This window comes from Mesorhizobium jarvisii (genome assembly GCF_003601985.1).
GTDB lineage: Bacteria > Pseudomonadota > Alphaproteobacteria > Rhizobiales > Rhizobiaceae > Mesorhizobium > Mesorhizobium jarvisii.
Window position 1 is genome coordinate 1 of the sequence record NZ_QZXA01000005.1, and the last position, 23,314, is coordinate 23,314.

The following is a 23,314-nucleotide window of genomic DNA, read 5'->3' on the forward strand; positions in this document are numbered from 1 at the left end:
CCATTCGGATGCGCTGATCGCTGGACTGCAGGACGCGCTGGTCGAGACATGGGACGCGCTCGGCATTCCCTACGGCTCGGCGGGACGGCCCTCGGTCGCCAAAAGCGACCGGATCGTTCCGCTGCTGACGGCAACGTCGGGCGGCTGAAATCGACGACGTCGAACTTTGGTCCAGCGCAATGCGCGAAGCTCCAATGGAGGAGAAGGAACCACGTTCAAGGATCGCAGCCATGACACATTCTGTTTCGCACGCTTCAATCACACATGCCGCCGAGCAGGCCCAGCAATGGGTAAACGAGCTCGCCAAGGATCTGGACTGGAACGAACAAAGCGCGTTCCGGCTGTTGAAGGCCGTCCTGCACACCTTGCGCGACTGGCTCTCGCCTGAAGAAATGGCCGATCTGTCCGCCCAGTTGCCGACGTTGATCAGAGGCATCTATTTCGAAGGGTGGAACCCGGCCGAACCGGCGTGGGAACGCAAGAAGCGCGACTTCGTCATTTGCGTTCGCGACAGCTTTGGCTACGAGCCGGAGATCGACGTCGACAAGGCTATTGGTGCGGTGTTCCTACTTCTCGACCGTCACATTTCGCATGGCGAAATCGTCCAGGTCCGAAACTCGATGAAGAAGTCGCTGCGCCAACTCTGGCCGGAGGGATGAGCGATGTTTCGCGATCGGCAGGACGCTGGACAGAAGCTCGGAGCCTCTTTGGAGGCGCTTCAGCTGAGGAATCCCATCGTGCTGGCCTTGCCACGCGGTGGCGTTCCCGTCGCCGCCGAGATTGCCAAGGTCTTGAAGGCACCGCTGGATCTGATGATCGTTCGAAAAGTCGGAGCACCTGGCAATCCGGAACTGGCGGTGGCCGCCATCGTGGACGGAGACCCGCCGGACGTCGTTCTTAACCGTGAGATCGTGGAGGCCTACGCTCTCGGCGACAGCGCATTACGTGTTTTGATCGCGCAGGAACGGCCGGAGTTGGAGCGGCGTCGGGAAATATTTCGCGGAAAAGAGCTGCCCCAGTCGGTGGCCGGCAAAACCGCGATTGTCGTTGACGACGGAGCGGCGACCGGAACGACGATGAAAGTGGCCATCCGGGCGTTGAAGCGACGGTCGCCGCGACAGATCGTCGTCGCACTTCCTGTCGCGCCGCCGGAGACCGTGGAAGAGCTGGCGCAGGAAGCAGATTTGACGATCTGTCTCATTCAGCCTGCCCGATTTCGAGCGCTCGGCTATTATTATGGCAGCTTTCCGCAGCTCTCCGACAGCGAGGTCCTTGAGATGATGGCTATGGCGCGCGAGGATCGGCGCCATGTTGCCGAAAGAAGACACTCCGGCGCAAACGCCGCGGGCAAATCGCGGCACAAAGCCGGCACTTAGGAGTTATACCGATGCAGATCCGCACGCTTTCGACTCTGGAATGCACGAAAATGCTGACGGCCAATCGCGTCGGCCGCCTTGCCTGCGCGAAGGACGGGCAACCCTATACCGTGCCCTTCTACTACGCCCATGCCGACAACCACCTCTATGCCTTTTCCATGCCGGGCAAGAAGATCGACTGGATGCGCGCCAATCCGCTCGTGTCCGTGCAGGTCGACGAACATGGCGCTGCCCGAGGTTGGAAGAGCGTCATCGTCAATGGCAGGTATGAGGAACTTCCGGACCGGATCGGTCACAAGGTGCAACTTGATCACGCATGGTCATTGCTGAGCAGGCACACCGACTGGTGGGAGCCTGGCGCGCTCAAGCCGGCTACGTCCTCGGTCGCCGAACATCTCCCGCATGTGTTCTTCAGGATATTCATCGTGGAAGTCTCGGGCCGTGAGGCGATGGAGGCTTGACTTGGCGCGGCGCGCATGGCGGAAAGCAGGCTGTATGACTGCTGGTCGACACCGGCCGGATGCATCCGCAATCCGGCCAAGGGCATGCCCACCATGGACTCTCTCATAGTCCAACTTGGCGTCGCTTTGGCGATCGGGTTGCTCGTCGGCCTGGAGCGCGGCTGGCAGGAGCGCGACGCGCCGGCTCATAGCCGCACGGCGGGTATTCGGACATTCGGCATTGCGGGACTTCTCGGCGGCATTATCGCGGCGTTGGCCGAAGCGCTCAATGCGATTTCCGTCTTGATTGCCGGCTTCCTCGCCTTCGCCGGGATCTTCGCTTGGTACAAGGCACGCGAAGCCGCGCACGATGAGGATTTCAGTGTCACGACCGTTATCGCGGGCCTGGCTGTGTTTGCCCTTGGCGCGCTCTGCGTGGCCGGCGATTTTCGCGTGGCCGCCGCGGGCGGCACGGCGCTGGCGACGTTACTCGCCAGCCGCGAAATCCTGCATGGGCTTTTGAAACGCCTGACCTGGATCGAGCTTCGCTCGGCATTGGTCCTGGCGGTGATGACCGCCATAATCCTGCCCCTGCTGCCGAACCGCACGTTTGACCCATGGGAAGGCTTCAACCCGCGGGAGATCTGGCTCCTGACGGTGCTGATGGCCTCAATTTCGTTCGCTGGTTACGTCGCCGTACGTGTCCTCGGAAACGCCCGCGGTTTGATTGTGAGCGCGCTTGCCGGTGCAGTCGTGTCATCAACTGCCGTCACCTTGTCACTGGCTCGTACTGCCAGCGCGTCGAACAATTCCTTGTCCCTGTCAGGCGCGGCCTCGCTGGCCGCGATGGTCTCGATCCTGCGTGTCTGCCTCGTGGTTCTGATACTGGCCCCGGGCGTGACCGCGTTCATCGCCTTACCCGCGCTCGCCGCGGCGCTGACATTCGGCGTCTGCGGAGCAATCGCATTGGCAATCCCTGGGCAAAAACCGGAAAGCCCTGGCGCGACGCGCAATCCATTCGAACTGATGCCGTTGCTGATCTTTGCACTCCTGTTCGCATTCGCCTCGACAGCGAGCGCCGCGTTGGCACTCCAATTCAAGGAACAGGGCCTGCTGGCGAGTTCCGCGATCGCGGGTGCATTTGATGTCGATGCCTCGGTGCTCAGCGCCTTGCGGCTGGCCAAGCACTCGATTTCCATCGAAACCATCGGGCAAGCCGTGCTGACGGCGCTGATGGCGAACGCCATTGGACGCCTGTGCCTGGCGATGTCCGCAGGGCCGGTGAAATTCTGGCTACCGCTGGCCGGCATGACCTTGACCGCTGCGACTGCGGGCTATTGCACCATGCGGTTCCTCTAGGGGGCGCGATTTGCGGTCGGCTCCGGGGCCAATCCAGATTTGACCGGCGTCAAGGCTGCCAGGCCCCATTCCTGTTGAACTGCTCCTATCATTCCAAAGGTGGGAGGGCCTCATGGCCACAACAGACCTCGATATCCCTATGCGGGAAGAATCTGCCAGTCCGGCCACGACCAAGCTGCGACTGGGATCGCTAACCGCGCTCGTCATCGGCTCGATGGTAGGCTCGGGTGTGTTCAGCCTGCCCCAGAATATGGCGGCCGGCGCTGGTCCGCTTGCTATCCTGATCGGCTGGACCGTCACGGCCGCCGGCATGCTCGCGCTGGTATTCGTCTACCAGTCGCTGGCGGTGCGTCGGCCCGAACTCGATGCCGGCCCATACGCCTATGCCAAAGCCGGCTTCGGCCCCTTCATCGGCTTCAACAGCGCCTGGGGCTATTGGATCAGCGCATGGGTCGGCAATGTGTCCTACGCGGTAATCGTCTTCAGCGCGCTGTCCTATTTCTTCCCCGCTTTCGGTGACGGGAATACCTGGCAGGCGGTGCTCGGCGCATCGATCCTTTTGTGGATCATTCATTTCCTCGTTCTTGCAGGCATTCGCCAGGCTGCGATCGTCAACACTGTCGTGACCATCGCCAAGATTGCTCCTGTCGTCCTCTTTGTCGGCGTCGTCGCGGTAGCCTTCAAGCTCAGTGTCTGGTCGCTCGACTTCACAGGGCTCGGCAACGCCTCTCTCGGTACGATCGCCGCTCAGGTGAAGAGCACGATGCTGGTGACGCTGTGGGTCTTCATCGGCATCGAGGGCGCCAGCGTGTTCTCAGCACGCGCAGAGCGCCGCAAGGACATCGCGACTGCGACGGTGCTCGGCTTCTTCACGTGTCTCGCGCTTTATGCGCTGGTATCGCTGCTTTCGCTCGGCATCCTCAGCCAACCCGAGTTGGCCGCCCTGAAGAACCCTTCGATGGCGGGCGTGCTGGAAGCGGTTGTCGGGCCCTGGGGCGCCGTGCTCATCAATCTTGCGCTGGTCGTCTCGGTCGTCGGCGCGTTCCTGAGCTGGACCCTGCTTGCCGCCGAGATTCCGCATGTCGCCGGCAAGGACGGTACAATGCCGAAATTCTTCGGCCATGAGAGCGAACGCGGCGTTCCCTCGACCTCCCTGCTGATCACCAACCTGCTTGTCCAGGCCTTCCTGGTGATCACACTCTTTGCCCAGAGCACCTACCAGGCGCTTTTCTACATCGCCTCGGCGGCAATTCTCGTCCCCTACATCTTCTCGGGCGCCTTTGCCGCCAAGTTGGCATTGACTGGGGAAAGCTATCAAAGCGGCGAAAGCCGAACGGGACCGCTCGTTGCCGGCGTTCTGGCCACTATCTACGGCCTGTGGCTCGTCTATGCCGCGGGACCGGCGTATCTGTTCATGTGCGCCATCCTCTATGCGCCGGGCATCATCTTCTACGTCTGGGCCCGTCGCGAGGCCAATCAGCGTGCCTTCCACCCGGTGGAGGCCGTCATCGCAGTCGCGCTCGTCGCTGTCGCAATCCTTGCCGTCTACGAGATGTGGACCGGCGCCGTCAGCGCGCTTTGAGAGCCGTCCCATGGCAAATCTGGGGGTTCATTCGGAAGTCGGTCGCCTGCGCGAGGTGATGGTCCACAGGCCGGATCTCAGCCTGCGCAGGCTGACGCCGGACAACTGCAAGTCGCTGCTGTTCGACGACGTGCTGTGGGTGAAGCGGGCGCGCCAGGAGCATGACGTCTTCGTCGATGCCTTGCGTGAGCGCGGCGTGGCGGTGCATTCGTTCGGCGAGCTCCTCGCCGAGACGATGGGCATCGGCAAGGCCCGCGACTGGCTTCTCGATCGCCGGGTGCATGCCGGCGTGGTCGGCCTCGACATGGTCGACGAGATGCGGGGCTGGCTGGACGAGATGTCGGCCGGCCTGCTGGCAACCTGTCTGATAGGCGGCATCGCTCGCGCCGAGCTGCCGTTCGAGCCCAAGGGTTTGACTGGAAGAACGCTGGCGCCTCAGGACTTCGTCCTGCCGCCATTGCCCAACCAGCTCTTCACCCGCGACAGCTCCTGCTGGATCTACCGCTCTGTCTCCGTGAATGCCATGTACTGGCCTGCCAGGCGACCGGAAGCGGCCAATGTCGAGGCGGTCTACCGCTTCCACCCGCATTTCCGGGACAGCGGCATTCCGTTCGTATCGCCCCAGGCAGGAACAGGTATCAGCCTGGAAGGCGGCGACGTCATGCCCGTCGGCGGGGGCGTCGTTCTCGTCGGGATGGGAGAGCGCACCACCCCGCAGGCGGTCGGTGATCTGGCCCGCAGTCTGTTCGCAGCCGGCGAAGCCACGCATGTCATCGCGGCGCTGATGCCGCGCGACCGCTCCTTCATGCATCTCGACACCGTATTCACCTTCTGCGACCGGGACCTTGCCACCATGTATCCGCCCGTGGTCGACAGGCTGCGCACCTTCTCGATCCGGCCCGGAGACGGCGATGCGGCGGTCGAGGTCAGGGAAGAGAACGCCCCCTTCACAAAGGTTGTGGCGGAAGCGCTCGGCCTGAAATCGCTGCGCATCATCGCCACCGGCGGCGACCGCTACGAGGCCGAGCGTGAGCAGTGGGACGACGGCAACAACGTCGTCGCGGTCGAGCCGGGCGTCGTCATCGGCTACGACCGCAATGTCTACACCAACACGCTTCTGCGGCGCGCGGGTATCGAGGTGATCACCGTCGAGGGTGCCGAACTCAGCCGCGGCCGCGGCGGCGGTCATTGCATGACCTGCCCCATTGCACGCGACCCGATCTGAAAGGATATCCAATGTCGATCAACCTGCATGGCCGCTCGGTGCTTTCACTGGATGACCTTTCGGCCGAAGAAATCCGCTTCCTTCTGAAGTTGGCCGCCGATCTGAAGGCCGCCAAGCAGGCTGGGCATGAGATACCGCGCCTGGTTCGCAAGAACATCGCCCTCATCTTCGAAAAGGACTCGACGCGCACACGAACCGGCTTCGAGGTGGCGGCCTATGATCAGGGTGCCCACGTCACCTATTTCGGTCCGTCCGGTAGCCATATCGGGCACAAGGAATCCATGAAGGACACCGCCCGCGTGCTCGGGCGGATGTATGACGCCATCGAGTATCGCGGCTTTGCCCAGCACCAGGCCGAAATGCTGGCGGCGCACGCCGGCGTGCCCGTCTACAACGGCCTGACCGACGAAGCGCACCCGACGCAAATCCTCGCCGATTTCATGACGATGCGCGAGTTCACGCACAAGCATCTGTCGGACATGACCGTCGCTTTCGTCGGCGAGGGACGCGACAATGTCGCCCTTTCGCTGGCATTGGGAGCCGCCAAGGTCGGCATCGATATGCGCATCGCCTCGCCGAAGGAGCTCTGGCCCGACCAGGAATTCCGTGACCATGTCAAGGAACTCGCCGAGCGCAGCGGGGGCCGCTTCCGGCTCGATGAAGACATGAAGGGCTGCGTCCAGGATGCCGACTTCATCTACACCGACGTCTGGATGTCGATGGGCGAGGACAAGTCCGGCTGGCCGGAGCGCATCCGTCTTCTGACGCCCTACCGGGTGACGAAGGAAATGATGGCGGCCAGCGGCAATCCGCATGTGAAATTCATGCATTGCCTGCCGGCATTCCACGACACCGAGACCGAAGTCGGCGCCTATATCGCGCGCGAATTCGGCATCGACTGCATGGAGGTGACCGACGAGGTGTTCGAGTCCGGTGCCTCGATCGTCTTCGACCAGGCGGAGAACCGCATGCACACGATCAAGGCGTTGCTCGTCGCCACGATCGGCAACTGAGATGCTGATCGTTGCAGCGCTCGGCGGGAACGCGCTGTTGCGGCGCGGCGAACCGATGACCGCCGAAAATCAGCGCAAGAACGTGAAGCGTGCCGCCTCCGCCCTGGCCGCACTGATTGACGAGGGCCATTCGCTCGTGATCACGCATGGCAACGGTCCGCAGGTCGGCCTGCTTGCGCTCCAGTCGGCGGCCTCGCCTGGCGGCGCGTTCCCGCTCGATGTTCTCGGCGCGGAGAGCGCCGGCATGATCGGCTACATGATCGAACAGGAACTCGCCAACCTCGCCTCTCACAGACTTTACGCTACACTGCTGACACAGGTGAAAGTCGACCCGTACGACCCTGCATTTTCCAGTCCGACAAAGCCGATCGGCCCGGTCTATGACGAAGCGACAGCGCGGCACCTCGCAGCAGAGCGCGGCTGGTGCATAGCGCCCGATGGCGATAAATGGCGCCGGGTCGTGCCCTCGCCCCGCCCGATCGAGATTCTGGAGGCATCCGTCATCTCCTTCCTCGTCGACCATGGCGTCATCGTCGTCTGCACGGGCGGCGGCGGCGTGCCCGTTGTCGCGCGCGACGATGGCGCTATGGTCGGCGTCGAAGCCGTCATCGACAAGGACCTAGCCAGCTCGCTGCTGGCGCGCCAGTTGAAGGCCGATATGCTGCTGATGCTCACGGATGTCGATGCGGTCTATGTGGGCTACGGCACGCCGGATGCCCGCGCACTGCGCAATGTCGGAGCAACTGAACTTTCGGGAAAGGATTTCCCCGCCGGCTCGATGGGACCCAAGATCGGTGCGGCAATCGAGTTCGTCCAGGCGACGGGCAATCCCTCGGCGATCGGCCGGCTCGAGGACGCGGCGGAGATCGTCAAGCGGCGTCAGGGCACCTGGTTCGAGCCCTAGCCTCGCCGGGCTCAGGAAATCTTGGCTACTCCGACAACGTAGTTCTTGCCGTACGCCGCGGCGCATTTCGGGCAGGTCGTGTAGAAGAAATACACGTCGCTGGCCTTGGGGTTGCGTTGGCGCGCGAGTTCAAGCATTTCCTCGTGCCAGCCCCTTACCTGCTCGAACGCCCCCTCGAACAATTTGGTGACGAAGTCGCCTGTCAGCCTGGTCATTTCCTCCTCGGGCACGGCTTTCGAAACCGAGAAAAGATGCTCGCTCGTCCACGGCGAGAGATCGCGGCTTAGGACAATGTATTGACCTTCGGCAGAAGCGCCGGCGCCGTCGATATGCTCGCTGACACGGGCAAAGACGCTGCCCATGTTCACTGGAACATGCAGGACGCTATGGGTTGTCGCCCTCACGAACGGCTTGTCTTTGAAGTGCAACTCCTGATCGTCCCAGCCGCCCGGGTTGAATTTGGGGCAGCAACCCGTGGTGTTCACGCTGGCATCGTAATGCGGTGTTTCGTTGGTGCGCATAGTGGTCTCCCGATGCGCGACAAAAGATCAGCCGAGCGCCCGAACGTCATTGATCACGATCAACGCCGCCAGATCTGCAATTGATGCGCATCAATGCCAGTCCGCGGCGGCCCGGCTAAACAGATTGACCATGTTGATATGGTCAGCGCGAAAGACGCTGAAAGGGCAGATCGCGATTGGCAGATCGCGCTGGTACGACAGGAGTTCAGGATGGCAAAGAGAACCGAAAAGATAGAGATTGGCATGGACCTCGCCGCAAGATGTCGCGTTACCGACTCCTGGCAAGACGATTTCGGGGACCAATGGGTCAAGGTGCTCATCGAGGGCCATGACGTCCCGTTGACGTTGAAGGCGGCCCACTTCTATCCCTTTGACGATCACGACGTTGCGCATACATTCTGAGGAATCCTCGAGAACAAGCCCCTCGGATTGCCAGGACTGGTTTTCGGATTTCAGTCGAACGCGGCAGCCAAATCAACGGTCAAGCGTCCGGATGTAGGCGACGATCGCCCCGATCTGCTGGGGATCGGCGACAAACTCCGGCATGTCCGGGTGACCAGTCGAGATCCCCTCCGCCAGCGCCTCCTCCAAGTCTTCGATCGGGTAGCGCAGATGCAGCATGCGAAAAGGCGGTGCGTCCGGATGTGAGCTGACGCCAGTCCGACCGACTGCATGGCACCGTGCGCAGTTCGCTTCCACTATCCTCCGGCCATGGGAAACCTGGAGATTGTCGTTTGCCCAAGCTGCCGGCGTACCCGCGAGCATGGGCGCAACGATGAAAATCTTCAACAGCGTTTTGCGTTTCATAGTCGTCGCATACAGCATCAAGATATGCAGCGCCTTGACTTGGCTCAAACGCCAATGAGCGCTTCCTCCACGATACGCAGACGACTGATCGGAACCTCAGTTCGTCCAGCTATCGATTTCGCCTTCTTGTTTGATTGCAACACTTCAGGGCGTCAGGGTTGCCGCTGCCATGTCGTCGATCGCCGTATCCGCCTCTTTACGGACTTGTCCGGCCGTCTCCATCGCGAGCTTGGCGCCGATGCACGCGAACTCGCCCACCTCCTTCAGATAGTCGGATGCGGCATTCTGCCAAAAATTGGCGAACACGTCGAAGCTATCGGCGAATTCATCGCTATCCCTCAGCGTTTCGATCAGCTTCAGATCGTCCCAAAATCGCCGGCGAAGAAAGGACGCAGCTTCAATCTGGCAGCGGAACAACGCTTTGATGGAATGCATCTGCAGCGCGGTGGTCGCCTCCAACAGCTTCTGCCCTGCCTTGACAGACAGGGACAATTCCGGCGCGCAGAATTCTTCCGCATTCCAAATCATGATGGCCTCCTCGATCTCGGCATTCACTGTCTCATCTTTGGATGGCGCGGCCTTGAGCGGCGGCCAAAGCCATGACTCACCGCACCGAGCTTGCGTCTCTTGGAAGACGCCATTTCGAAGTAGATGCCGACCCCGGCGATCCAAACGAGGCAAAGCAGGATGCCCCAAAAGAGAATGCCTCCAGCGGACATGAACTGATCCTCGTGTGGCTCTAATCGAACATCGCAAGGTCAATTCCGGCATGCATTGATCCCGATCAATCGCCCGCTAGGCGCAAACCTGCGTCGACCTCCTGGATTCCCCTTCTCGTCCCCGCTTCCCGCCTTTGACATTGATCAAGGCGACAAAGGGCATTGCCTGTCACGACATCGCCGGAACAATTGCCTTGTAAAAGGCAGAAACGAGGACGCGATGAAGGAACTGCCGCTTGCCGAAGTCTATCGGCTGATCGAGCCTGGTCCCGTTGTCCTCCTGACAACCAGGTCAAAACAGGGCCGCGCGAACGTCATGACCATGTCCTGGCACATGATGACGAGGATCGCGCCGCCGACCATGGCCTGCGTCGTATCGAGCGACGACTTCTCCTTCTTCGCCTTGCGTCAAACCAAGGAATGCGTGATCGCCATCCCTGCCATTGGCCTCGCAGAAAAAGTCGTCAAGGTTGGAAACTGCTCCGGACGCGAGATTGACAAGTTCGCGACAGCCTGGCTGACGCCGCTTCCCGCCGAGCGCGTTTCGGCTCCCCTGATCGCCGAATGCTTCGCCAATCTCGAATGCCGGGTCGTCGATACACGCCTGGTGAACAGATATAACCTGTTTGTCCTCGAGGTCCTGAAAGCCTGGATCGACCCGGTTCAACCGAAACCGAAGACGATCCATCACATCGGAAATGGCGCCTTCGTTGTGGACGGCGAAGTGGTCCATTTCGAATCCTGCATCCCCTGAGCCGCTACATTTTGATCGACATCAAGGTGAGAACGTTCCTGCAAAACTAGCTTCGGTGCACCGAAACTCTCGAACCGGAAGCGCCCGATGAGCTATAAATCCATTCTCTTGAACCTTGGCATTGATGGCTCAGTCGAACCGCTGACGCGGTTCGGCATCGAACTTGCCGAACGTTTCGATGCAAAGCTGATTGGCTTCTGCGCCGCCGACGCTCCAATGCCGGTGACGATGGCGCCGGAGGGCGCAGCGATTGCCGCAGAGATTTGGGAGCAGTCGAGGAACGAAATCCGGCAAAGGCTGAATGATCGGCACTCCAAGTTCGACGAGCTCGTCGTCGGAACGGTCAAGGCGGAATGGCGTGAAACGGTCGAGAACCCAGATCACGTCCTCGCCAGAGCCTCTCTTCTTGCCGACCTTGTGGTCACTGGCGCCTCCTTGGGCGCATCTACGGGTGACGGCTACCGTATGGCTGATCCGGGCAGTTTGGTGCTGCGCGCCGGTAGACCTGTGCTGGTCGCCGCCCGTGGCGCGGCGAGCTTGCCACTTGGCCAGGTCGTCGTCGCCTGGAAGGACACGCGCGAAGCAAGGCGCGCCGTGGCGGATGCGGTGCCACTGATGGCCATAGCCAATGAAGTCACTGTGGTGGCGGTTGATACCAATCCGGATGATTGGATTGGAGACGGCATCAAGGACGTCTCCAGCTTCCTCGCTGGGCACGGCATAAAAGCGCGAACCGAAATTCTAAAGTCGGAAGAGGAAGGAAATCGACTCATAGACTTCTTGGCTTCCGTCAAAGCAGACCTAGTCGTGTCGGGCGCCTACGGGCATAGCCGACTAAGGGAATGGGTGTTTGGCGGAGTTACCCGTTCGCTGTTGGATGAGGTTTGGCTCAATCGGCTTATGTCGAACTGACGCCGAAGCGTAGCAACTTCCAGCGACGATGGTCCTGTACTGCGAATTCCCTTGATCACTGGACAGTTTCTCGTCTTCTTTGGGTCGGACTTCTCCCTCCTTTAGCGCAGGAGCTGTTGGCCATCGGGGTTCCGGCGCTACCGCGGCGCTCTTGACTGAAGATTTCGCGCTAGCACCACTGGCGACAATCTCGGCCGCCGCCGGCAGTGCCCTTCCCAACCAATCTTAGGCAGCGCGAGGCATCCATACCGCCCGTGGCGGTCGTCGGTAGCAGCCTGGCTGTGCGGATTGCTCAAGCCGCCGCCAACGTATTTTCGATGGCTTCGACTGAGTGCTTCACGAGATCCTTGCCGAGTTCACCCGCCAGTTTCGCTTTCAGCGAAGGCTCGACGTGCTTGCGCAGTTCGCCCAGCGTGCGCGGATCGGCAACCACCACCACATGCTCGAACGCTCCCGCGAGCGCCTCGCGATTGAGATACTCGGCCACGGCAGCGGCAAAATCATCTTCCCGCAGACGAGAGTCGTCGGGATTGGCGGTGGAACTGCGGTGGCGACCGCCCGAGCCGGTGTTGGCCGCTTGAAGCGTCGGCTCGCCCAACTCAACCAGATCGATCTGGGGTTCGTGGCCCTTGTTGCGAAACAGGCGCAACTTCTCGCCGTCGGTTACCGCGACCAGCGTGCCAGTGGTCATAATCATGTTGTTTCTCCTTTGACATAGATCGAAGGCGTTGCCTCGCCATCATTGGCCGCGGTCTTCACCGCCAGATGCACTTCGCGGTGGCGCGTGCCTCGGACTATCGACCCGGCGGCCGCTTGAGCCGCCGCGCCGACCATGTCGAACCATCAGACAATCGCAATCCGGTCTTCCACCATCCGGACGCCCGGCGTCGACCAGGCGGCACGTTCCGCTGCCTGGCGCTCGGACCAGGCTTTGACCTTGCCTTCAAGCGTCACCCTGCCATCCCGCACATTGACGCGGATCGCCTGGGCTTCGACTTCCGCATCACGTTTCAGCGCATCCTCGATGCGCTTCTTGACGTCGGGTACCGAGGCACGTGGGGTGATTTCGATCTGATTGGCCACGCCAACGACACCGGCCAGCCCGCGCACAGCCTCGGCCGCCGCGTTCTTCTGGTATTGCCATTCAACTTTCCCGGTCAGCGTGATCCAGCCGTCCTGGACCTTGACCTGCACCTTGTCCCTCGGGATGGACACATTCCAGGTGACCGCATCGACCGCACGCCTGGCGATCTCGTCGTCCGCAGTCCCCTTCTGTCCAATCAGCCGGACTTCGATTTCCTCGGCGATACCCTTCACGCCCTTGACTCGCTTGACCACATTTTCGGCGGTGGTCTTTTCCCAGTAGGAAGAAACATGTCCGGTGAGGGTGACGATGCCATCTTCCACGGCGACGCCAATGTGGGCGGCGTCGATACTCGGCTCGAACTCCAACTCATCGAGAATGTTCTGACGCAATGTTAAATCCGTCATGATCCGTCTCCTTTTGTATGGGGGCTTTTCACCCCCACCCAAAACACAGCATCCTCGACAGAGCGACGCATTGATCTGGCTCAACAGTCGCCGACTTTCGCTCGCCCTGCTGTCTGCGACGGTGCCATCGGTTGGAGGCGCGCTGCGCGCAGCCGACTTTCGTCAAGCGGGAACGGCCTTGCATTCAGCCACCGGCTTGCGAACGGGCTCAGAAAGATCAAGCATCCTCCGTCCCTCGCCCTTGCCGGCCTTGAGGTTCGCGAAGATCGTGTTGATGTCCTGAAGACGCGCCTTGGTGATTTCGGCCTTTACCTTGCCTTCACCGGCAATTGTCACAGCACGAAGAAGCCGATTGAGGCCAGGGCCATGACCGCCGTGGCGAGCGCTCCGCCGAAGACCATCCAGCGCGGCAATGTAAGGTGACCCATGATCCGGGGGTTCGTGGCAATCATCATCATGATTGCCATCAGTGGCGCGGCCAGAACCCCATTAACGACAGCGCTCCAGTAAAGTGCCCTTATGGGGTCCATGCCGACAAAAGTCAGGATCACTCCACCCAGCGTTGCGACCGCAATCGTGCCGTAGAAGGCCTTGGCATCTCGGGGACGTCGATGGAGGCCTTCGGGCCAACGAAACATCTCCGCGACTGCATAGGCGACGGAGCCCGCAAGCACGGGGATGGCAAGCATGCCCGTGCCGATAATGCCGGCGGCGAAAATGGCGAACGCAAACTCCCCGGCGATGGGCCTGAGCGCTTCGGCCGCCTGCGATGAGGTTTGGATCTGCGTGATCCCGTTGGCATGGAGCGTTGCCGCCGTGGCTATAATGATGACAATGGCCACCAGGTTGGAGAAGCCCATTCCGAAAAGTGTGTCGCCCCGGATGCGCGACAGCTCCGGCCCGGCAGCGTGAGAGTTGGCGCCCAGTCGTTGACGATGTTGCCGGTGCTGCTCCTCGACCTCCTCCCCGGCTTGCCAAAAGAAGAGGTAAGGACTGATTGTCGTGCCAAGAACGGCAACCAGCGCCATGGCGTGATCGCCGTCGAAGGCGATCTGCGGAACCAGCGTGCCATAGAGCGCCGTGCCCCACGGCACGTGAACCGACAGCACCACCGCGACATAGGCAAGCAAGGACAGGGTCAGCCATTTAAGCACCGTGACGTAGCGTCGGTAGCTCACGAAGACTTCTAGGAAGATGCACGCCAGCGCGAACAACACCGCATACAAATATTGCGGGCCACCTATGATCAATTCAAGCGCCGCTCCCATCGCGCCGAGGTCGGCGCCAATGTTGATAACGTTGGCGACAAGCAGCAGAAGGACGGCGAAACGCAGCAGCCAGGGAGAGTAGTGCCGACGCAGATTGCGCGCGATACCTTGGCCGGTTACCGCGCCGATCCCGGCACTGATCCCTTGAGTTACAGCCATCAGCGGATAGCTGAAGAGCATGGTCCATGCGAGCGAGTAGCCGAATTGCGCGCCCACCTGACTATAGGTGGCGATACCACTTGGATCGTCATCAGCCGCGCCGGTGATTAGGCCTGGGCCTAAGCTTCCGAGAAAGCTGTAGGGTCGGCGCGTGGTAGCCGATGCGTCCGGCGGTTCCATCGAATGGTTCCCCTCACTCTTCTCGTCACGCGAACCGAGCTCACCGTTGCCGCGCCGAGTTGTTCCAAGCCTTCGAGCGCGAAGACGCACGTATTTTCTTCTATCCGGTTTCGAAGTCCGATGGATTGATGCGGGTCAAGGATACGAGGCGTCGAATGGCATAGGAGGGCCAAATCGACACTCTTGAACTCCTGCGCCGAGGAAAGTCATGCCGGAGCCTCTGCAGACCACTACGCCAGACGCTGGCATGAAGCCAATGACGGCGATGGCGACGACACCACTTCCCGAGAACATCGGGGTTGCAGGCAAGTTCCGGGATTTTGCCGATCTCCTCGATAGCCAGGGCGCTGACGGTTTCCGCGCACGGGCCTGCAGGAGGGCGGCAGATGTTGTGTCGAGGCTGGAACGGCCCGTCAGCGAAATCCTGGCAAGGGAGGGACGCGATGGCCTCGTCGCCCTACCGGCACTCGGAACAGGCCTGGCCGGGGCGATTTCCGAGATCGTTGCGACCGGGCGCTGGTCCCAACTGGAGCGGCTGCGCGGCGAGATGGAGCCGGAGGCGCTGTTTCGCTCAATCCCCGGAATCGGACCACGATACGCGCACCGCCTCGCCGAGGACGGTCAGCTCGAGACCCTCGAAGACCTGGAGAACGCGCTTAATAGCGGCGCACTTCATATCAAGGGTATCGGTCACAGGCGCAAGGAGATGCTGGCGGCAGCCCTCGCGGAGCGGCTGGGAAGAGTTCGCACAACAAGGGCCTATCAGTCCCACCCCCTGCCGCCAGTGTCGATGCTGCTCGAAGTCGATCACATGTATCGCGAAAAGGCAGCGGCTGGCGCGCTTCGCAAGATTGCACCGAAACGCTTCAACCCGAAAGGCGAGGCCTGGTTGCCGGTGCTGCATGCGCGCCATGACAACTGGCATTTCACCGCGTTCTTCTCGAACACCAGGCTGGCGCACGAACTGGCGAAGACGCGCGACTGGGTCGTGATCTATTTCCAGGCCGAAGGCCAGCCGGAAGGGCGCTGCACGGTCGTCACCGAGACACGTGGTCCGATGCTCGGCAAACGCGTCGTGAGAGGACGCGAAAGTGAACAGCAGCTGAAGGAACCGGTATGATGAAAAGAGCCGTGAAGAGCGTTGGCAATGGTGAAACAGAACTCGAAGTTCCCCTCGACACCGTATGCTTCATCATCATGAAGGCGCGCGAATTCGACGCCAAGGATCCGGTCACCGAACCCAACCCTGCCTCCAATCCTTCCGACGACCGGTCCGCAGCGATCCTGGAGGATCATGCCGACGACCCGGTTCTTGAAGAACTGCAGTCGCTGATTTCCGAGCTTTCGTTCGACGCACAGATCGACCTGGTCGCCCTGATGTGGCTGGGCCGCGACGACCATTCGGCCGATGAATGGCGAAGTGTTCGCCAGCAGGCAGTCCACGCTCATAATGCGCATGTAGCCGACTATCTCTGTGGGACGCCGTTGCTCGCGGACCATCTTGCAGATGGACTGTCCGCACTCGGCTACTCCTGCGCCGAACTTGAGCGCCAGCACCTTTGATCATCGGGCTGCCGCGCGGTGCCGAGGGCGGTTTCAAATCGCCTCGGGATCTTTTGGTCGTCGCGCCTCTAAATTCGAGCTCCGGCGCACGGTTTTTTCTCTCGCCATTGATCCCAATCAATGAGCCTCTCTTGTGCAGCGGCTTTGATGCAGTCCTCGTCAGGCTGAGCCGGACTTGGTGACGCGGGCGCGATAAATCGCGGCAAGACCGCGGGTTCGCGCAGCAATGGACCAGTTCGGCGACGACACCCGGCGAGCGGGTTCGTTGACCTCCAGCTCTAGCGCCTCATGGGAGACCTAAAGGTGGAAGAGTGGAGGCGGCGATACCTGCCGATCAACTCACCAAAGGAGAAGAACCATGGCTGAAGCTGCCACCAAACTCCCCGTCAAGACAGAGAAGAGCACTGCCCCTGCCCGGTCCGACAACTGGACGGCACCGTTCGAAAGCCTGCGCCGCGAAATCGACCGACTGTTCGACGACTTCCACGCTTTCGATTTCCGGCTGCCCTCGACCCGCTCCCTTTTCGGTCGTGAACTGCCATCGCTGCGTAGCGCGGACTGGCCGGTGGCGCCGGCGATGGACCTCGTCGAAAAGGACAAGGAGTATGAGATCACGGCCGAACTGCCCGGCATCGACGAGAAGAATGTCGAGATCAAACTCTCCAACCACACGCTGACGATCAAGGGCGAGAAGAAGGAAGAAAAGGAAGAGAAGGACAAGGACTATTATCTGTCCGAGCGCCGCTACGGCTCCTTCCAGCGTTCCTTCCAGGTGCCTGAAGGCGTCGACACCGGCAAGATCGATGCAAGTTTCAGCAAGGGTGTGCTGACGGTTAAGCTGCCCAAGACCGCCGAAGCCCAGAAGGCCGAGAAGAAGATCACGGTCAAGGCCGCGTAACAGGCGTGGTGACCGCTTCGTCTCAGCGGGTCTGTCCAGCGCGCTGAGACCTTCTCTAAAGGACGATATGCCAAGCTGCGTTTGGTTGGTACCTGGTCCGGGTACCGAGACTATTTCGACCCGGGGCCGGTTTGCCGCATCATATCAACGCGATTGTCGGGCGACACTTCCCGGTTTGCCGGCCGCACCGGACTGATCGCTAGCTTGGCTTTCGGCTCTCTCAAGCTTCTTCTGCTCCAACGCCAGCAAATTTTCGATGACACGCCTTTGTTCGGGGTCCGTCTCGCGCGCGAGCAGATCCTGAAAGTGGCCGATGTTGGCACGCGCAATAAAGCGGTCCATGACGTTCCTCAATTGCCAGGACAACGACATTCTACACCCAAGTGCGGGCCGCTCAAAGCCATTTACGCCAACGCAGGTCCGCTGCGGCTGGCTAGGTGAAACCCCGTAAGGATCAAACCGAATTTCGCAATGTCAGACATTGCGCCATTGATGTCATCAGAGGCAGATCGTCGTTTCGATCTTGGTGAAGTCAGCTTCGCCACCGAGAGCTCTCCCGCGCGTCTCACCCCCCAAAGCAGGGGAGACACGATCGAACGTGCCGGACCTGCATAGCAGCGAGATGATGAAATGGCAGACCTTGCGGAACGTGGCAGCCCAACTACCGGAAACTCGACTAGTGATCGCCGTTTGGACGGCATTCACGTGGCCGGCAAGCAATATGCCTGGTCTTTGGATTTGACCTGCGTCAAGGACGCTTTGGCCGTTCCTTCCAAGAATGAATCCATGTGGCAACCAATATCGACCGCCCCTTTTGATCGGGATTTGGAATTGGCCGTCATGGACGGGGACGGCGTTCACGCCCTCGTTTTTCCCTGCAGGCGCATACTGGCAGGCTGGACCAAGTCGGCCACGAATGAACGGCTGGACATCTCACCTACCCATTGGAGAACATGGAAACCTGACAAGACAGATGTCTAGCGGCATTGCCGCGTTTTTCTATTTGTTGCTGTGCCCGTTTGTTCCCTTGTCGGCCTCCTCGGCCTTTCGGAGCTTTTCTTCTTCTTTTTCCAGCAGATCAAGCAACGCCTTCCGCTTGAGTTGATCTTGCTCCTCTGCCAAGCGCTGTCGAAAATGCTCGATATTCAGGCGGGCGATCCGCTTATCCACTCATCACATAAGCAGCCGCAGCGGCTTCCCTGTTCGTCCGTGCACCCACATATCACAGCCAAATTGCCCGCGTCTAATCCAGCCGATGCGTCTGTCGCATAAAGGCGTGCTTCAGATGGCGCGGGACTTCCGTAGCTTCAGGCCACTCTCTTACTAAAGCTCTCCCGAGCAATCCACACCTACAGCTATGGCCGTATCGACGGCACCCATTGATGCAGGTCAAGGCCTTCAGCGCCGCCGTGTGATTTCTTTGACACTTCGAATCCGCTGTGAAGAGACGACCGATGTCCAATTTGCGCAGTAGTGTCGTCGCCGGCCTGATGCTGAGCCTTGTCGCGATGCCTGTTGTGGCCGGGGCTGACGAGAACGATTCCGGTTGGTGGCCTCGCTGGGGCTTGGGCCGGATGATGATGGGTCAATGGGGCATGGGCGGCCCCATGGGTGGCTATGATTCAGACCAGATGCTCGATCGAGTCGATGGACGCCTCGCCTTCCTCAAGACTGAACTGAAGATCACCGAGGAGCAGATGCCGTCCTGGGATGAACTTGCCGGTGTCATCCGCAGCACGGCCGAGTCTCACAACGCGTTGATGCAGGACATGCTCAAGGAATTCCAGGACGGCGAGTTCGTGAAGAAACCCCTGCCCGAGCGACTGGCCTACCAACAGAGCCATCTCGAAGCGCGTCTGGAACAGGTGAAGGCCGTGGGGGCGGCAGTCGAGAGACTATACGCAAAGCTGAGCGATGAGCAGAGGCGGGCCGCCGACGATATCGTCCTGCCGATGATGGGCATGGGCATGGGGCGCTCGGGCTTCGGTCCTGGAATGATGTCCAGATAGCCTCCATTGCGTCCTGATCGCGGCGCCGGCTGAGCCGGATAGCGCGGAGAAATTGAACGCATGTTCGTCGCACTTCGCCTTTTGACCGCCTTAACTCTGCTCGGCGCCAGCCAGGGCGCCGGCTCGACGATCTTTCCGACGCGGGTGGCATACAGCAATTGGGCCGACGAGAGCGAAGAAGCACGGGTATGCGAGATCGTCCTAGACGTCAGCAACCCGCCATCGCGGGAAGCCGTCAAGTTCATAACGATTGCCGGTTACAACAAATTCGACGGAACGGTTCTGGCCGGCTTTCTGATGGGCGCGGCCGACCTCACCCCATCAGGCACATATCAAATAGTGCGGATTTCAGACGCTGCGTTCAGCTCGCGCACATTCAATTCGCTCGGCCATTTGGACTACGAAAACTATGACGACGGTACCGTCATGGCGACGACACAAGACCCTCTTGTCGCCGCGGCTTTCATCAGGGCAGTGATTGCTGGGGTCTATGAGGTGCATTTTGCACGCCCAGATTCAAACACCGAAATGCGGACCTACAAGATTGCGTCCGCGCCAGGGGAATCCGTAATCAGCAATTTCATGCACTGCATGGATGGCCTCGCCGTCGAGTCCCACCGCACTCAATCAGATGCATCGACAAAAGGAAGCCCGCTGCCGGAGGGAGGTGGCAGCGGGCTCAGCATCGCGACGGATCAGGGAGGATAACCCATCGCTTCTCCATGTCAGGGGAGGACATGGGTGACCCGCATATAGGAAAAATATCCTATCAAACAAGGCACGGCCGTGAACTACGCAGCCGCGTTCGCAAAGTGCTCGGTTGGGAACCCCGTGGAGCATGGACGACATCGTGCGCACGGCGTGGAGCTGGCGTCGACCGCGGCGGCGCGCTGAAGCGCAGACCTCCTCCCGCAGACGACCAAGCTCCCGGCCTGCTTGAGCTGCTCCAAATTCTGTTTTCCATCCGGCAGGCCCGTCGGCAGGTTTGACGAGCATCAAGGTTTCCAGTCGCAAATGCCGCGACTGTCGGCGGGACACACAAGGCCCGGGAAGCATGCAGTCTCCGATTTTTTCTGCCCATGGGGTGACCAAGGTCTACCGCTCAGGCGAGGTCGAGGTGTTCGCCCTGCGCGGTGTCGATCTCGATCTCTATGAGGGAGAGATCGCGGTTCTGCTTGGACCATCAGGCAGTGGCAAGTCGACACTGCTCAACATCATGGGCGGGCTTGACCGCGCGACCGCAGGTGAGGTCCGCTTTCGCGGCCAGGATCTGACCGCGTTCTCCGAGAGGCAGTTCACCCGCTTCCGGCGTGACCATGTCGGCTTTGTGTTCCAGTTCTACAATTTGATCCCGAGCCTCACCGCCTGGGAGAACGTCGCACTGGTCACCGAGATCTCGTCCAATCCAATGAAGCCCGATGAGGCGCTGGAGATGGTCGGCCTCAGGGATCGCATGGCGCATTTCCCCGCCCAACTCTCCGGCGGCGAGCAGCAAAGGGTGGCGATTGCCCGTGCGATCGCCAAACGCCCGGAAGTCATGCTGTGCGACGAGCCGACCGGCGCCCTTGATTCGAAGACAGGCATTCTGGTCCTCGAAGCGCTGTCGCGGATCAATGAGGAGATGAAGACGACCATGGCGATCATCACGCACAATGCCGGCATCCGGCAGATCGCGCACCGCGTCTTCACTTTCAAGGACGGTCGCATTGCCGATGCCGCGGTCAACGACCAGCGGGCACGGCCCGCCGAAGTAAGCTGGTAGTGCCGTGCCGGTCCTCGATCGCAAGCTTCTGCGCGATATCCTGCGGATGTGGGCGCAGGTCCTCGCCATCGCGCTCGTCATGGCCTGCGGCGTTGCAACGATCGTCATCGCAGTCGGAGGCTATCGCTCGCTGGAGCAAACCCGCACCGCATTCTATGACCGCTACCGGTTTGCCACCGTCTTCTCGGGGCTGACGCGCGCGCCGCTTCACCTTCGCGCACGCATGGCATCGATCGCGGGGGTCAGCGGCCTCGAACTGCGCATCGTCAAGCCGGTTTTGCTGGATATGCCTGGCATGGCCGAACCGGCAACCGCAATCGCCGTCTCGATCCCCGACCGCGGCGTGCCCGCTGCCAACAGACTTTACCTACGCATCGGCCGGCTGCCTGAACCCGGACGCCCCGGCGAGGTAGCGGTCACTGAACGGTTCGCCACCGCACATCGCATGGCACCCGGCAGCACGTTCGACGCCATTCTGAACGGCCGAAAGCGGACGCTCACCGTCACCGGCATCGTACTCACGCCCGAATACATCTACGCGCTCGGCCCTGGCGACATGGTGCCGGACCCGCGGCGCTTCGGCGTCTTCTTCATGCCGCGAGCCGTGCTTGCCGGCATCTTCGACATGGATGGCGCATTCAACGATGTTGCCATACGCGCCCAGCGTAGTGCCGACGTCCAGGCGATCGAGGACGCGGTCGACCGTATCCTGAAGCCGTTCGGTGGAACCGGTGCGCACGGGCGCGCCGACCAGATATCCCACGCCTTCCTCGACAATGAGCTGATCCAGCTTCGCGCCATGGCCACCGTCATTCCACCGGTGTTCCTGTTTGTGTCGGCCTTCCTGGTCAACATGATCCTGTCGCGGTTGATCGTGCTCGAGCGCGAACAGATCGGGCTGATGAAGGCCGTTGGCTACGGATCGGGGGCAATCGGCTGGCATTATGCCAAGCTGACGCTGGTGATCGCGTTGATCGGCATCGCCATCGGCGCCGGTGCCGGCAACTGGCTTGGCCACGGCCTCACCAGGCTCTATGCCCGGTTCTTCTCCTTTCCTTTCCTCATCTTCCAGCAAAGCCTCGATCTCTATGCCATCGCCGCCGCCACAAGCGCACTGGCAGCGCTGTTGGGCGCGGCGCGGGCGATCTGGAGCGTCGTGACGCTTCCGCCGGCGGTCGCCATGCAACCGCCCGCCCCGGCCCGATACCGGGCCTTCCTCACGAGCGACGGAAATCTCCTGTCGGCTTTCTCGCAATTGACCATCATGGCGTTCAGGCATCTGGTGCGCTGGCCGGTGCGCTCGTTGCTGACGACATTGGGGACCTCGCTCGCCGTCGCTCTCCTGGTCACGGCGCTATTCTCCTTCGATTCCATAGCGTTCATGGTCGACACGGTTTTCTTCCGTGCCGAGCGACAGGATGCGACCTTGTCGTTCGGTGTCGAGCAACCGCCGCGCGCCCTGCAGTCTGTCGCAGCCATGCCGGGCGTGCTGCGCGCGGAGCCGTTCCGGGCAACGGCTGTGATCCTGCACCATGGCTATCGTGAGCGCCGGCTGGTGATCTCGAGTGTTCCCCGACAGGCGGACCTCGCGCGGGTTCTCGATCTCAATCTCGATCCAATCGACCCGCCGCCGGCCGGCCTCATGCTGTCCGAAAGGGTCGCCTCGCTGCTCCACCTGCGTATCGGTGATCTGGCCGAGGTCGAACTGCTCGAAAAGGCGCATCAAGTGGTCCGCGTTCCCGTGACCAGCATCGTCCAGAGCTATGTCGGGCTCGCCGTCTACATGCGCGCCGAGGCGCTCGACGGGCTGGTCGGCGGCGGACCCCGCATTTCCGGGGTCAGGGTAGCGATCGATTCGGCACGCCTCGGTGACCTCTACACAGCCATCAAGCAGACGCCCGTTATCGCTTCAATCGCGCTGCAGGGCATATCGCGCCAGCGCTTCCGCGAAACAATCGGAGAGAACATCACGATCATGACCAGCGTCTACACGGCACTTGCCGTCATCATTGCCTTCGGCGTCGTCTACAACTCCGCCCGTATCCAGCTTTCCGAGCGCGCCCGCGAACTCGCCGGCTTGCGCGTGCTCGGCTTCACCAGGAGTGAAGTGTCGAGTGTCCTGCTCATCGAACTGGCCAGCATCGTCGCTTTGGCGCAACCGCTTGGCTGGATCCTCGGCTATCTCTTCTCGTGGTCGGTCGTCAGGGGTTTCGAGAGCGACCTCTTCCGCATTCCGTTCGTGGTGAACCGGTCCACTTTCGCGCTTGCCAGCCTGGTCGTGCTCGCCGTGGCCACGCTTTCGGCGCTGATCGTTCGGCGTCGTATCGACAGCCTTGATCTCGTGCGTGTCCTCAAGACAAGGGATTAGTCCA

The 23,314-nt window shown here is 61.1% G+C and carries 27 protein-coding genes and 1 pseudogene; 19 read left to right on the forward strand and 9 right to left on the reverse strand.

What is annotated here, in order from left to right; genetic code table 11:
• The 9 genes and pseudogenes from D3242_RS33910 to arcC form a co-directional block, all read left to right on the forward strand.
• Nucleotides 1–148 (forward strand): annotated as a pseudogene (locus D3242_RS33910) (5-aminolevulinate synthase); the annotation flags it as partial.
• A 46-nt stretch (nucleotides 149–194) separates the two neighbouring features.
• On the forward strand, nucleotides 195–659 hold the full coding sequence (locus D3242_RS13460) for a DUF2267 domain-containing protein (RefSeq protein ID WP_081295956.1): 465 nt from the start codon (nucleotides 195–197) through the stop codon (nucleotides 657–659).
• Nucleotides 660–662: 3 nt separating this feature from the next.
• On the forward strand, nucleotides 663–1,376 hold the full coding sequence (locus tag D3242_RS13465; RefSeq protein WP_064982140.1) for a phosphoribosyltransferase: 714 nt from the start codon (nucleotides 663–665) through the stop codon (nucleotides 1,374–1,376).
• A gap of 11 nt (nucleotides 1,377–1,387) precedes the next feature.
• Nucleotides 1,388–1,837 carry a pyridoxamine 5'-phosphate oxidase family protein gene (locus D3242_RS13470; protein WP_064982142.1) on the forward strand — a complete coding sequence of 150 codons (450 nt, stop codon included), beginning with the start codon at nucleotides 1,388–1,390 and terminating at the stop codon, nucleotides 1,835–1,837.
• A 93-nt stretch (nucleotides 1,838–1,930) separates the two neighbouring features.
• On the forward strand, nucleotides 1,931–3,175 hold the full coding sequence (locus tag D3242_RS13475; protein ID WP_064982216.1) for an MgtC/SapB family protein: 1,245 nt from the start codon (nucleotides 1,931–1,933) through the stop codon (nucleotides 3,173–3,175).
• A 112-nt stretch (nucleotides 3,176–3,287) separates the two neighbouring features.
• The gene (arcD, locus tag D3242_RS13480) at nucleotides 3,288–4,757 is read left to right on the forward strand and encodes an arginine-ornithine antiporter (RefSeq protein WP_020628959.1); all 1,470 of its coding nucleotides are present in this window, start codon (nucleotides 3,288–3,290) and stop codon (nucleotides 4,755–4,757) included.
• A gap of 10 nt (nucleotides 4,758–4,767) precedes the next feature.
• Entirely contained in the window at nucleotides 4,768–5,982 is a 1,215-nt protein-coding gene (locus D3242_RS13485) for an arginine deiminase (protein ID WP_064982144.1), read from the forward strand.
• Nucleotides 5,983–5,993: 11 nt separating this feature from the next.
• Nucleotides 5,994–6,995: an ornithine carbamoyltransferase gene (argF, locus tag D3242_RS13490; protein WP_019859864.1), complete on the forward strand. Its 1,002-nt coding sequence runs from the start codon at nucleotides 5,994–5,996 to the stop codon at nucleotides 6,993–6,995.
• Nucleotide 6,996: 1 nt separating this feature from the next.
• Complete coding sequence (gene arcC, locus D3242_RS13495; RefSeq protein WP_064982145.1) at nucleotides 6,997–7,899, forward strand: carbamate kinase; 903 nt, start codon at nucleotides 6,997–6,999, stop codon at nucleotides 7,897–7,899.
• A gap of 11 nt (nucleotides 7,900–7,910) precedes the next feature.
• Here the strand turns inward: arcC and D3242_RS13500 are convergent, their stop codons facing one another.
• From D3242_RS13500 to D3242_RS13515, 4 genes are all read right to left on the reverse strand, one after another.
• Nucleotides 7,911–8,420, reverse strand: coding sequence for a hydrolase (locus D3242_RS13500; protein WP_064982147.1), 510 nt, complete (start codon nucleotides 8,418–8,420; stop codon nucleotides 7,911–7,913).
• A gap of 90 nt (nucleotides 8,421–8,510) precedes the next feature.
• Nucleotides 8,511–8,813: a hypothetical protein gene (locus D3242_RS33490; protein WP_155772685.1), complete on the reverse strand. Its 303-nt coding sequence runs from the start codon at nucleotides 8,811–8,813 to the stop codon at nucleotides 8,511–8,513.
• Between the two features lie 81 nt (nucleotides 8,814–8,894).
• Complete coding sequence (locus D3242_RS13510; RefSeq protein WP_019859868.1) at nucleotides 8,895–9,275, reverse strand: c-type cytochrome; 381 nt, start codon at nucleotides 9,273–9,275, stop codon at nucleotides 8,895–8,897.
• A gap of 96 nt (nucleotides 9,276–9,371) precedes the next feature.
• Nucleotides 9,372–9,782, reverse strand: coding sequence for a hypothetical protein (locus tag D3242_RS13515; protein ID WP_019859869.1), 411 nt, complete (start codon nucleotides 9,780–9,782; stop codon nucleotides 9,372–9,374).
• 384 nt (nucleotides 9,783–10,166) lie between these two features.
• On the opposite strand from D3242_RS13515, the gene D3242_RS13520 reads away from it, so the two are divergent.
• Entirely contained in the window at nucleotides 10,167–10,700 is a 534-nt protein-coding gene (locus D3242_RS13520) for a flavin reductase family protein (protein WP_064982149.1), read from the forward strand.
• 87 nt (nucleotides 10,701–10,787) lie between these two features.
• The gene (locus tag D3242_RS13525; RefSeq protein WP_064982151.1) at nucleotides 10,788–11,612 is read left to right on the forward strand and encodes a universal stress protein; all 825 of its coding nucleotides are present in this window, start codon (nucleotides 10,788–10,790) and stop codon (nucleotides 11,610–11,612) included.
• A gap of 292 nt (nucleotides 11,613–11,904) precedes the next feature.
• Here D3242_RS13525 and D3242_RS13530 read toward each other — a convergent pair whose 3' ends face one another.
• The 3 genes from D3242_RS13530 to D3242_RS13540 all read right to left on the reverse strand — a co-directional run bounded on the left by D3242_RS13530 (nucleotide 11,905) and on the right by D3242_RS13540 (nucleotide 14,710).
• Nucleotides 11,905–12,309, reverse strand: a complete 405-nt coding sequence (locus D3242_RS13530) for a host attachment family protein (protein WP_027047156.1) — start codon at nucleotides 12,307–12,309, stop codon at nucleotides 11,905–11,907.
• Nucleotides 12,310–12,455: 146 nt separating this feature from the next.
• A complete protein-coding gene (locus D3242_RS13535) occupies nucleotides 12,456–13,103 on the reverse strand; it encodes a BON domain-containing protein (RefSeq protein WP_027047157.1) in 648 nt (215 codons plus the stop codon).
• A gap of 332 nt (nucleotides 13,104–13,435) precedes the next feature.
• Entirely contained in the window at nucleotides 13,436–14,710 is a 1,275-nt protein-coding gene (locus D3242_RS13540; protein ID WP_064982152.1) for an NRAMP family divalent metal transporter, read from the reverse strand.
• Nucleotides 14,711–14,918: 208 nt separating this feature from the next.
• Here D3242_RS13540 and D3242_RS13545 point away from each other — a divergent pair, with 208 nt between their 5' ends.
• From D3242_RS13545 to D3242_RS13555, 3 genes are all read left to right on the forward strand, one after another.
• On the forward strand, nucleotides 14,919–15,830 hold the full coding sequence (locus tag D3242_RS13545; protein ID WP_244839793.1) for a nucleotidyltransferase family protein: 912 nt from the start codon (nucleotides 14,919–14,921) through the stop codon (nucleotides 15,828–15,830).
• Entirely contained in the window at nucleotides 15,830–16,273 is a 444-nt protein-coding gene (locus D3242_RS13550) for a DUF3775 domain-containing protein (RefSeq protein WP_064982156.1), read from the forward strand. The genes D3242_RS13545 and D3242_RS13550 overlap by 1 nt, the downstream gene beginning before the upstream one ends.
• Before the next feature lie 358 nt (nucleotides 16,274–16,631).
• Nucleotides 16,632–17,171 (forward strand): Hsp20/alpha crystallin family protein, encoded by a 540-nt coding sequence (locus tag D3242_RS13555; protein WP_064982158.1) that lies wholly within the window; start codon nucleotides 16,632–16,634, stop codon nucleotides 17,169–17,171.
• Nucleotides 17,172–17,315: 144 nt separating this feature from the next.
• Here the strand turns inward: D3242_RS13555 and D3242_RS13560 are convergent, their stop codons facing one another.
• Nucleotides 17,316–17,513, reverse strand: a complete 198-nt coding sequence (locus D3242_RS13560) for a hypothetical protein (protein ID WP_147377460.1) — start codon at nucleotides 17,511–17,513, stop codon at nucleotides 17,316–17,318.
• Nucleotides 17,514–17,801: 288 nt separating this feature from the next.
• On the opposite strand from D3242_RS13560, the gene D3242_RS34355 reads away from it, so the two are divergent.
• Complete coding sequence (locus tag D3242_RS34355; RefSeq protein WP_317452355.1) at nucleotides 17,802–18,152, forward strand: hypothetical protein; 351 nt, start codon at nucleotides 17,802–17,804, stop codon at nucleotides 18,150–18,152.
• Between the two features lie 18 nt (nucleotides 18,153–18,170).
• On the opposite strand, the gene D3242_RS33495 is transcribed toward D3242_RS34355, so the two are convergent.
• On the reverse strand, nucleotides 18,171–18,341 hold the full coding sequence (locus D3242_RS33495; protein ID WP_155249125.1) for a hypothetical protein: 171 nt from the start codon (nucleotides 18,339–18,341) through the stop codon (nucleotides 18,171–18,173).
• Between the two features lie 284 nt (nucleotides 18,342–18,625).
• Here D3242_RS33495 and D3242_RS13570 point away from each other — a divergent pair, with 284 nt between their 5' ends.
• The 4 genes from D3242_RS13570 to D3242_RS13585 all read left to right on the forward strand — a co-directional run bounded on the left by D3242_RS13570 (nucleotide 18,626) and on the right by D3242_RS13585 (nucleotide 23,310).
• Nucleotides 18,626–19,180, forward strand: coding sequence for a Spy/CpxP family protein refolding chaperone (locus D3242_RS13570; RefSeq protein WP_223217887.1), 555 nt, complete (start codon nucleotides 18,626–18,628; stop codon nucleotides 19,178–19,180).
• A gap of 60 nt (nucleotides 19,181–19,240) precedes the next feature.
• On the forward strand, nucleotides 19,241–19,888 hold the full coding sequence (locus D3242_RS13575; RefSeq protein ID WP_064982161.1) for a hypothetical protein: 648 nt from the start codon (nucleotides 19,241–19,243) through the stop codon (nucleotides 19,886–19,888).
• Between the two features lie 346 nt (nucleotides 19,889–20,234).
• On the forward strand, nucleotides 20,235–20,942 hold the full coding sequence (locus tag D3242_RS13580) for an ABC transporter ATP-binding protein (RefSeq protein ID WP_038648698.1): 708 nt from the start codon (nucleotides 20,235–20,237) through the stop codon (nucleotides 20,940–20,942).
• Between the two features lie 4 nt (nucleotides 20,943–20,946).
• Nucleotides 20,947–23,310: an ABC transporter permease gene (locus D3242_RS13585; protein WP_081295958.1), complete on the forward strand. Its 2,364-nt coding sequence runs from the start codon at nucleotides 20,947–20,949 to the stop codon at nucleotides 23,308–23,310.
• The last annotated feature ends 4 nt before the right edge of the window (nucleotides 23,311–23,314 follow it).